The 6,623-nt window shown below is 43.8% G+C and carries 7 protein-coding genes; 2 read left to right on the top strand and 5 right to left on the bottom strand.

What is annotated here, in order from left to right; genetic code table 11:
• Positions 1 to 45: 45 nt before the first annotated feature.
• Positions 46 to 591 (bottom strand): type 1 glutamine amidotransferase, encoded by a 546-nt coding sequence (locus tag N5J47_RS16510; protein ID WP_279961090.1) that lies wholly within the window; start codon positions 589 to 591, stop codon positions 46 to 48.
• Between the two features lie 404 nt (positions 592 to 995).
• The gene (locus N5J47_RS16505) at positions 996 to 1,691 is read right to left on the bottom strand and encodes a TIGR04219 family outer membrane beta-barrel protein (protein WP_279961089.1); all 696 of its coding nucleotides are present in this window, start codon (positions 1,689 to 1,691) and stop codon (positions 996 to 998) included.
• Positions 1,692 to 2,193: 502 nt separating this feature from the next.
• Between N5J47_RS16505 and N5J47_RS16500 the strand changes: the two genes are divergently transcribed.
• Both N5J47_RS16500 and N5J47_RS16495 read left to right on the top strand, forming a co-directional pair.
• Entirely contained in the window at positions 2,194 to 3,672 is a 1,479-nt protein-coding gene (locus N5J47_RS16500; RefSeq protein WP_279961088.1) for a sodium-dependent transporter, read from the top strand.
• Positions 3,673 to 3,682: 10 nt separating this feature from the next.
• Positions 3,683 to 3,826 (top strand): methionine/alanine import family NSS transporter small subunit, encoded by a 144-nt coding sequence (locus tag N5J47_RS16495; RefSeq protein WP_067668587.1) that lies wholly within the window; start codon positions 3,683 to 3,685, stop codon positions 3,824 to 3,826.
• Between the two features lie 69 nt (positions 3,827 to 3,895).
• Here N5J47_RS16495 and yidD read toward each other — a convergent pair whose 3' ends face one another.
• The 3 genes from yidD to fmt all read right to left on the bottom strand — a co-directional run bounded on the left by yidD (position 3,896) and on the right by fmt (position 6,620).
• Positions 3,896 to 4,186: a membrane protein insertion efficiency factor YidD gene (gene yidD / locus N5J47_RS16490; protein WP_279961087.1), complete on the bottom strand. Its 291-nt coding sequence runs from the start codon at positions 4,184 to 4,186 to the stop codon at positions 3,896 to 3,898.
• A 167-nt stretch (positions 4,187 to 4,353) separates the two neighbouring features.
• The gene (gene rsmB / locus N5J47_RS16485) at positions 4,354 to 5,661 is read right to left on the bottom strand and encodes a 16S rRNA (cytosine(967)-C(5))-methyltransferase RsmB (RefSeq protein ID WP_279961086.1); all 1,308 of its coding nucleotides are present in this window, start codon (positions 5,659 to 5,661) and stop codon (positions 4,354 to 4,356) included.
• Positions 5,658 to 6,620 carry a methionyl-tRNA formyltransferase gene (gene fmt, locus N5J47_RS16480; protein ID WP_279961085.1) on the bottom strand — a complete coding sequence of 321 codons (963 nt, stop codon included), beginning with the start codon at positions 6,618 to 6,620 and terminating at the stop codon, positions 5,658 to 5,660. The genes rsmB and fmt overlap by 4 nt, the downstream gene beginning before the upstream one ends.
• Positions 6,621 to 6,623 lie beyond the last annotated feature (3 nt).

Genomic DNA, 6,623 nt, shown 5'->3' with positions numbered 1-6,623 from the left:
ATTGGGAAAAAATAGAGAATATTATAAATAATGAAAAGAAGAATGTTAAAGGCTGTTTAGCTCCTTTAGGATCGCCTCATTAAACTGAGGGATGTCATCTGGGCAGCGTGAGGTGATCAGGGGCCATTCATGGGTATTGCAGCGATGAACTGCTTCATCCACCCAATGTGCACCTGCATTTTCCATGTCGAGGCGGATACTTTTATAGGAGGTCAGGTTCTTATCCTTGATTCGGTCGGCATTGATCAAGGTCCAGGGTGCATGGCAAATGGCGGCAATTGGTTTGTTTTGATCGGTGAAATATTGAATGATCCTATGGGCATGTTCATTAAGACGGAGGGTGTCTGCGTTGACTGTACCGCCAGGAATGACCAGAATATCGTAGTCTTCCACGGAGACCTGCTCCAGGGAAGCCTGTGGAGGGTAGCTTGTTCCAGGTTCTTTATCACTTTTTACCGTTTGTACAGGTTCCGTCTTTTCGGCGGCATGTATGACTTCAATTCCCTTGCTTTTTAAAAATTCCAGTGGCTGAATCAGCTCATCATGCTCTACGCCTACATTTGAGGTGATAAATAATGCCTTTTTAACCATTGTGAAATTCCTCAATATTATTTGATTTCTAGGTTAACAATGCAAAAGCATGAAAAGTGTAGGGCTTTCATCGGCGGATTGTATCTCGATGGATACGCTGTCAAATTCTGTTACACGATAAGAATAATAAAAAAAGAAGCCCCATCATCCTGACAGGGCTTCTTTTATATTCAGTTTATTGTCGTTTATTTCCTATAAACAACCACATCCTGTGCATCTTGTTATTCTAAATGAGACTTCCTGTCTCTCTATGTTTTACATGATAGTGAAAATCTCCAGATGGGTATATTCGCCAATCTCTGCGATTGTTGTAGGTTTCGGCTTACATTGAGGTTTAGGAATCTATAGTTTTAGATATAAAAAAACGGAATCACTTGATTCCGCTTTTTAATCTGGCCTGGTATTTAGAAATGGATGTCTAAGCCAATATAAGGACCCTTGAAATTGAATTTAAGGTCATTTTTTTCGTAGTCGTCCAATTTAATGTCCAGAATACGGTAACCTGCCTTTAAGCCCACATCAACCAGTAGGTTATCAATAAAGTTGTACTGTAGTTCTGCCTGGGCATCGGTGATCTTGGCATCATTGAAGTTGCTATACAGTACTTCGCCCTTGGCACTTAAACCTGTAAATGGAAGTTTTGCACCTGCTGTTGCATAGATCACAGGAACGGTCTTATCAATATCTGTTTTGCTGAGAGCAAGGGTGGTGACATGGCCGTTCAGGGTGGTTGCACCCACACCAACATCTGCATTTACAATATTATCCAGAATTTCATAGTATAGAATGAAGTCTGCGTGATCCATGTCAATGTCATAGACTGGTTGTCCAGCAACTTCATTTTCAGTTTGGGTTTTCAAATTTACATAGCGAATTTTGGCATTTGGAATAAGTGGAACAGGGTGTTCAATTGCCAGTGACAATTGGGCTGCACCTTTACGCTCAAGGTCCTGATCACTTGCCGCTGTCTGTGCAGCCATGTTGGCCTGACCATCATAAGCCCAGTAACTTAGGTCACCCTTGACACCAATGACATCTGCCTGTGCCAAACCGCTTAAGCCCATTCCTAGAGCAAGCAGTGATAATTTTAATACTTTCATTGAATTGTCCTAATTAAGTCACTAAAAAAGTAATGAATTGTTGTGAATTCATCCAAGATTGGGCGAATCATATAGTGATCCAGAAAAATATGCAGTAGTCTAAATTTAATTTTTTAAAAAGGACAAATGCAAAAGGCTTAGGTGGAAGTGGATTTCACTTGAATATTTTATATGCTGGATGGTAATAATTTGACTATACGGTCAAAAACACATTCAGTTGAAAAATAATCACTTGTATGGAAAACATGATTTTTCCATGCAGAATTTACAGTAAAAAGAAATAAAAACGGGTATTGTTCGGCTATTAAAAAGCAGAAAAACAAAACCCAGTCTTTATGGAAGATGGTTTGGTTTTTGCTTGTTTGTTCATGGAAAAGAGCGGCTCACAAGGTTGAATTTTCATGCAGGCAGAACAGAATTTTTATGGCACTTTTCATGTCTGCTGGATAATAAAAACCTAACGCAGTGTGGAAAATGCCAGTTGTACATATTTAGGTGTTTTATGACAGATTCTCGTGAAAACTGGACATCACGATCTGGTTTTATTATTGCAGCCGTTGGTTCGGCTGTAGGCTTGGGTAATATTTGGCGTTTTCCTTATGTTGCCTATGAAAATGGTGGCGGAGCGTTTCTGATTCCCTATTTACTGGCGTTGATTACTGCTGGTTTACCACTTTTATTCCTTGATTATGCGACAGGGCATCGTGCCCGCAATTCACCACCCAAAGCCTACCGTGCCCTGTTTAAAGGCGGCGAGACGCTTGGCTGGTGGCAGGTGTGTGTCTGTATCATCATTGGTTTGTACTATGCCAGCGTCCTGACCTGGGCGGGAAGTTATATCTATTTCTCAGTCGGTCAGGCGTGGGGCAGTGATCCAGAAAGTTTCTTCTTCAATACCTATTTGCAGACTTCAAAGGCAACGGGTTTTGATTTTCAGTTTGTCAGTCACCTGTTCTGGCCAATTGTGGGAATCTGGGCGCTGACCTTGGTCATTCTATATGGTGGTGTAAAAAAGGGTGTTGAATTATCCAACAAGATTTTCATGCCATTGCTGTTCGTACTGTTCACCATTCTTGTGATTCAGTCACTACGCTTGCCTGGTGCGGTTGAGGGCTTAAACGCATTCTTTACCCCGAACTGGTCTGCGATGATGGACTATAAAGTGTGGCTGGCGGCGTATGGTCATACATTCTTCTCACTATCTGTTGGTTTTGGGATCATGGTGACCTATGCCTCCTATCTCAAGCCTAAAACCAACTTGACAGGTTCTGGTTTGATCGTTGGCTTTGCCAATGCATCGACTGAAATCCTGGCGGGGATTGGTATTTTTGCGGCGTTGGGCTTTATGGCGCATACCGCAGGCAAGGAAGTGCAGGACGTGGTCAGTGGTGGTATTGGCCTTGCATTTATTGCATTCCCGAAAATCATTTCAAGTCTGGGTGCGGGTGCTGACCTGTTTGGCTTATTGTTCTTCTCCTCACTGTTTGTGGCGGGTATTTCCTCCATGGTCAGTATTCTGGAAGTGCCAATTGCGGCAATGCAGGACAAGTTAAAATGGGGCCGCACCAAGGCAGTGACCATTATTGGTGGGGGCAGTGCGCTGGTTTCAGTCATCCTTTTCTCAAGCGTGAATGCGATCAAGCTGGTGGATATTGTCGATCACTTCATCAATAATATTGGCATTATTGGTGGCGCATTGATTTCAATCATCAGTATCGCCTGGTTTAAACGTTCAGCCCTGCTTGAGCTTCGTGACCATGTCAACCGTATTTCCACCATTCAACTGGGCAAGGGCTGGGATTTTACCCTGACCGTGATTACTTCACTCATCCTGCTGACCACCTTGGGCATGACTGTATTCAATCTGATGAAAAATGGATACGATAGTTATAGCATGAGTTTGCAGGGCATCTTTGGCTGGGGCAGTGTGATTTTCTGTGCTGTGGTTGCAATCGTACTCAGCAAGATGAAAGATCGCTAGGAGAATATAGATGAATACCTCAGCAATCGTAATGATGATTATTTCAATGCTGTTTTTATGGGGTGGACTGGCGTTGTCAATCCTGCACCTGATGAAAAATCCAGAAGAACTGGATGACGTTCTGGAAGATGTAAAAGACCAGCATACGCTTTAGTAAATGAGTAAAAAAACAGCCCTCCAATATAGGGCTGTTTTTTTATACGCATTCAAATCAGGCGGAGACCTACAGGGGAATCGGCAGGACACAGCAACAGAAAGCATTCATGGGCTGGGTTGGATGTGCAGCAAGGGTTTTGGCAGCCTGATGGCAACTGGAAAATTGCTGATAAATTGTGGGTAGGCCTGAAATCAGACCCTGTTTTTGGATAATTTTTTTGACTGCACCTGAACAGGTCGTGCCATCATAAAGCTGACCCGCGGCGCATTTAAATCCCTTTATGGGTGATAGGTGTTGCTGATAGGCTTCAATTGTTTTAATTGCCAGTGTATCGGTGAGTTTAGACAGAATAGCCATTTAAAATACCCATTATAATTGTATTTGACCTACCCAAATTAACTGATTTCCTGAAATAATTAGGTTAAAGCCTGTTTGCTTTTTATAATGAAATCGCAGCAATCGTAACAGTTTAAATCACTTGAATTAACTCAATAAAAAAGCAGGCCTGATGCCTGCTGTATGACTTAAGCCAGTTTTTTGATCTGGCAATAATAGAAACCATCACCCTGACCATGACTCGGCAACAGTTGACGGCCATGAAGTTGTTCAATTCCCCAGTCGGCTGCAATTTTAATTTCTTCAGCATCAGGATGTGCTGCCAAGAATGTTGCCATTTGCTGCTCATTTTCAGCCTTTAAGACTGAGCAGGTGATATACAGTAAGGTGCCGCCTACTTTAAGCTGCTGCCACATGTGCTGCAAAATTTGTTGTTGCAGTGCTACGGTCTGGGCAATATCGGTGGACTGTCTAAGCAGGCGAATGTCAGGATGGCGACGAATCACGCCTGTGGCGGAACAAGGTGCATCCAGCACGATACAGTCAACAGGCTCTTTGGCTTGCCATGTAGTGGCATCGGCTGCAACAATCTCAATATGGTCTTGGTTGAGCTGTAAACGCTGTAAATTTTCACTGACCCGAACCAGACGTTTTGCATCATGATCCAGCGCAATCAGTTTTTGAGGATTAAAGCGCTCAAGGATGTGTGCGGTTTTACCGCCTGGCGCAGCACAGGCATCGACAACCACTTGGTTATCTAGGTTGGGTAACAGCATTGCGCACAATTGTGCATGTTCATCCTGAACGGAAAAACCACCTTCTTCAAAACCTGGTAAATGGGTAATATTGCCCGTTTGTTCCAAAACAATACCCACATTTGAAAGCATGCAAGGATGAGCATCAATCTGTTCTTCGTCCAAAATCTCTAAATATTCGTTACGACTGACTTGGCGTTCATTGATGCGCAGGGTCAGTGGTGCAACTTGTTTTAAGGCTTGGCATAGCGACTCTACCTGCTCAGGCCAATCTTTTTTGAGTCGTTTGAATAACCAACTTGGTAAACCATGTGTATTATTCAAAGCTGTTTGAAATTCCGCTGTTTCACGTGAAACACGACGCAGAATTGCATTGACCACGCCACTCATGGGTTCGAAACCGAGTTGCTTGGCAGCATTTACAGTTTCTGAAATCGCAGCATGTACAGGAATGCGCGTACATAAAATTTGATATAAACCAAGATATAAACAACTTTCTAATGCTTCATTGTCTAATGGTTTTGTGAGCAATGGTAAGGTAATCGCTTTTAAAGAATACCATTGGCGTAAACAACCTAAAGTCAGTTCGTGATATAAACCACGGTCACGTTCAGACACCATATTGATATGTTGATTCAAAACGGAAGACAAAGATTGCCCATTTTGAACAGCCAAAAGTGTTTTGATCACTTGCGCACGCAGATTTAAATTTTTTGTAGATGATTGATTCATTTGGCTCATGGCAGGATTTGTCCAATATGCAATTTCTGGGTCTGGGCGATTTGTACGGGGTTGAGGGCCTTGCCACCTGACCATTGCAGGCTGGTGAGGCATACCGCACTATTATCACCACAAGCCACATGAATACCCTGTTTATCCATCGCCAGAATTTCACCGACTTGCGCATCTGCCTTGCTGTGTTCAGAGAACATTGAACCCCAGACACGCAGGGCATTATTTTCATCCAGTTGGATAAAGGCCACAGGCCACGGGTTGAACGCACGGATATTACGGTCAATTTGTACGGCACTCTGCGTCCAGTTAATACGGGCTTCGGGTTTCACCAATTTATGTGCATAAACGGTCAGCGCCTCATCCTGTACTTCACGTTTGGCAATAAAATCCTGCAAGCTTTGCTCTGATTCAAGCACGGTACAAATCGCCTCTGCACCCTGAACAGCCAGTTTGTCATGCAATGTGGCAGAAGTATCTTCGGCTGTGATTGGGCAATAGGTTTTATACATCATATCGCCTGTATCCAGACCTGCGGCCATTTGCATGATGGTAATGCCTGTTTCAGCGTCGCCCGTAGCAATGGCGCGTTGAATCGGTGCCGCACCACGCCAGCGTGGCAGAAGTGAACCGTGAATATTCAGGCAGCCATATTTCGGGGTATCCAGAACGGCCTGTGGCAAGATCAGGCCATACGCAGCCACCACCATGACATCGGCATCCAAGTCCGCCAATTGTTGCTGGGCAGCCAGCCCCTCATCTGTCGATGCTTTAAAATGCAAAGGTTGATAAACAGGTAAATCGTGTTCAAGCGCCAGTTGCTTAACAGGGGATGGGGTTAGTTTTTGCCCACGACCCGCCTTACGGTCAGGCTGGGTGTAAACCGCAATGATCTGGTGTGGTGTTTTTAATAATGCCGCCAATGCGGTTGCCGCAAATTCAGGCGTACCAGCAAAAATGATCTTCACAAA

This window comes from Acinetobacter sp. GD03645 (genome assembly GCF_029845285.1).
GTDB lineage: Bacteria > Pseudomonadota > Gammaproteobacteria > Pseudomonadales > Moraxellaceae > Acinetobacter > Acinetobacter corruptisaponis.
Note: the sequence above shows the minus strand (reverse complement) of the source record. Positions and strands in the feature narration are given on the sequence as shown.

Excerpts from the sequence above, each read along its gene's own strand:
- N5J47_RS16510 (WP_279961090.1), bottom strand. The coding sequence starts at position 591 with ATGGTTAAAAAGGCATTATTTATCACCTCAAATGTAGGCGTAGAGCAT.
- N5J47_RS16505 (WP_279961089.1), bottom strand. The coding sequence starts at position 1,691 with ATGAAAGTATTAAAATTATCACTGCTTGCTCTAGGAATGGGCTTAAGC.
- N5J47_RS16500 (WP_279961088.1), top strand. The coding sequence starts at position 2,194 with ATGACAGATTCTCGTGAAAACTGGACATCACGATCTGGTTTTATTATT.
- N5J47_RS16495 (WP_067668587.1), top strand. The coding sequence starts at position 3,683 with ATGAATACCTCAGCAATCGTAATGATGATTATTTCAATGCTGTTTTTA.
- yidD (WP_279961087.1), bottom strand. The coding sequence starts at position 4,186 with ATGGCTATTCTGTCTAAACTCACCGATACACTGGCAATTAAAACAATT.
- rsmB (WP_279961086.1), bottom strand. The coding sequence starts at position 5,661 with ATGAGCCAAATGAATCAATCATCTACAAAAAATTTAAATCTGCGTGCG.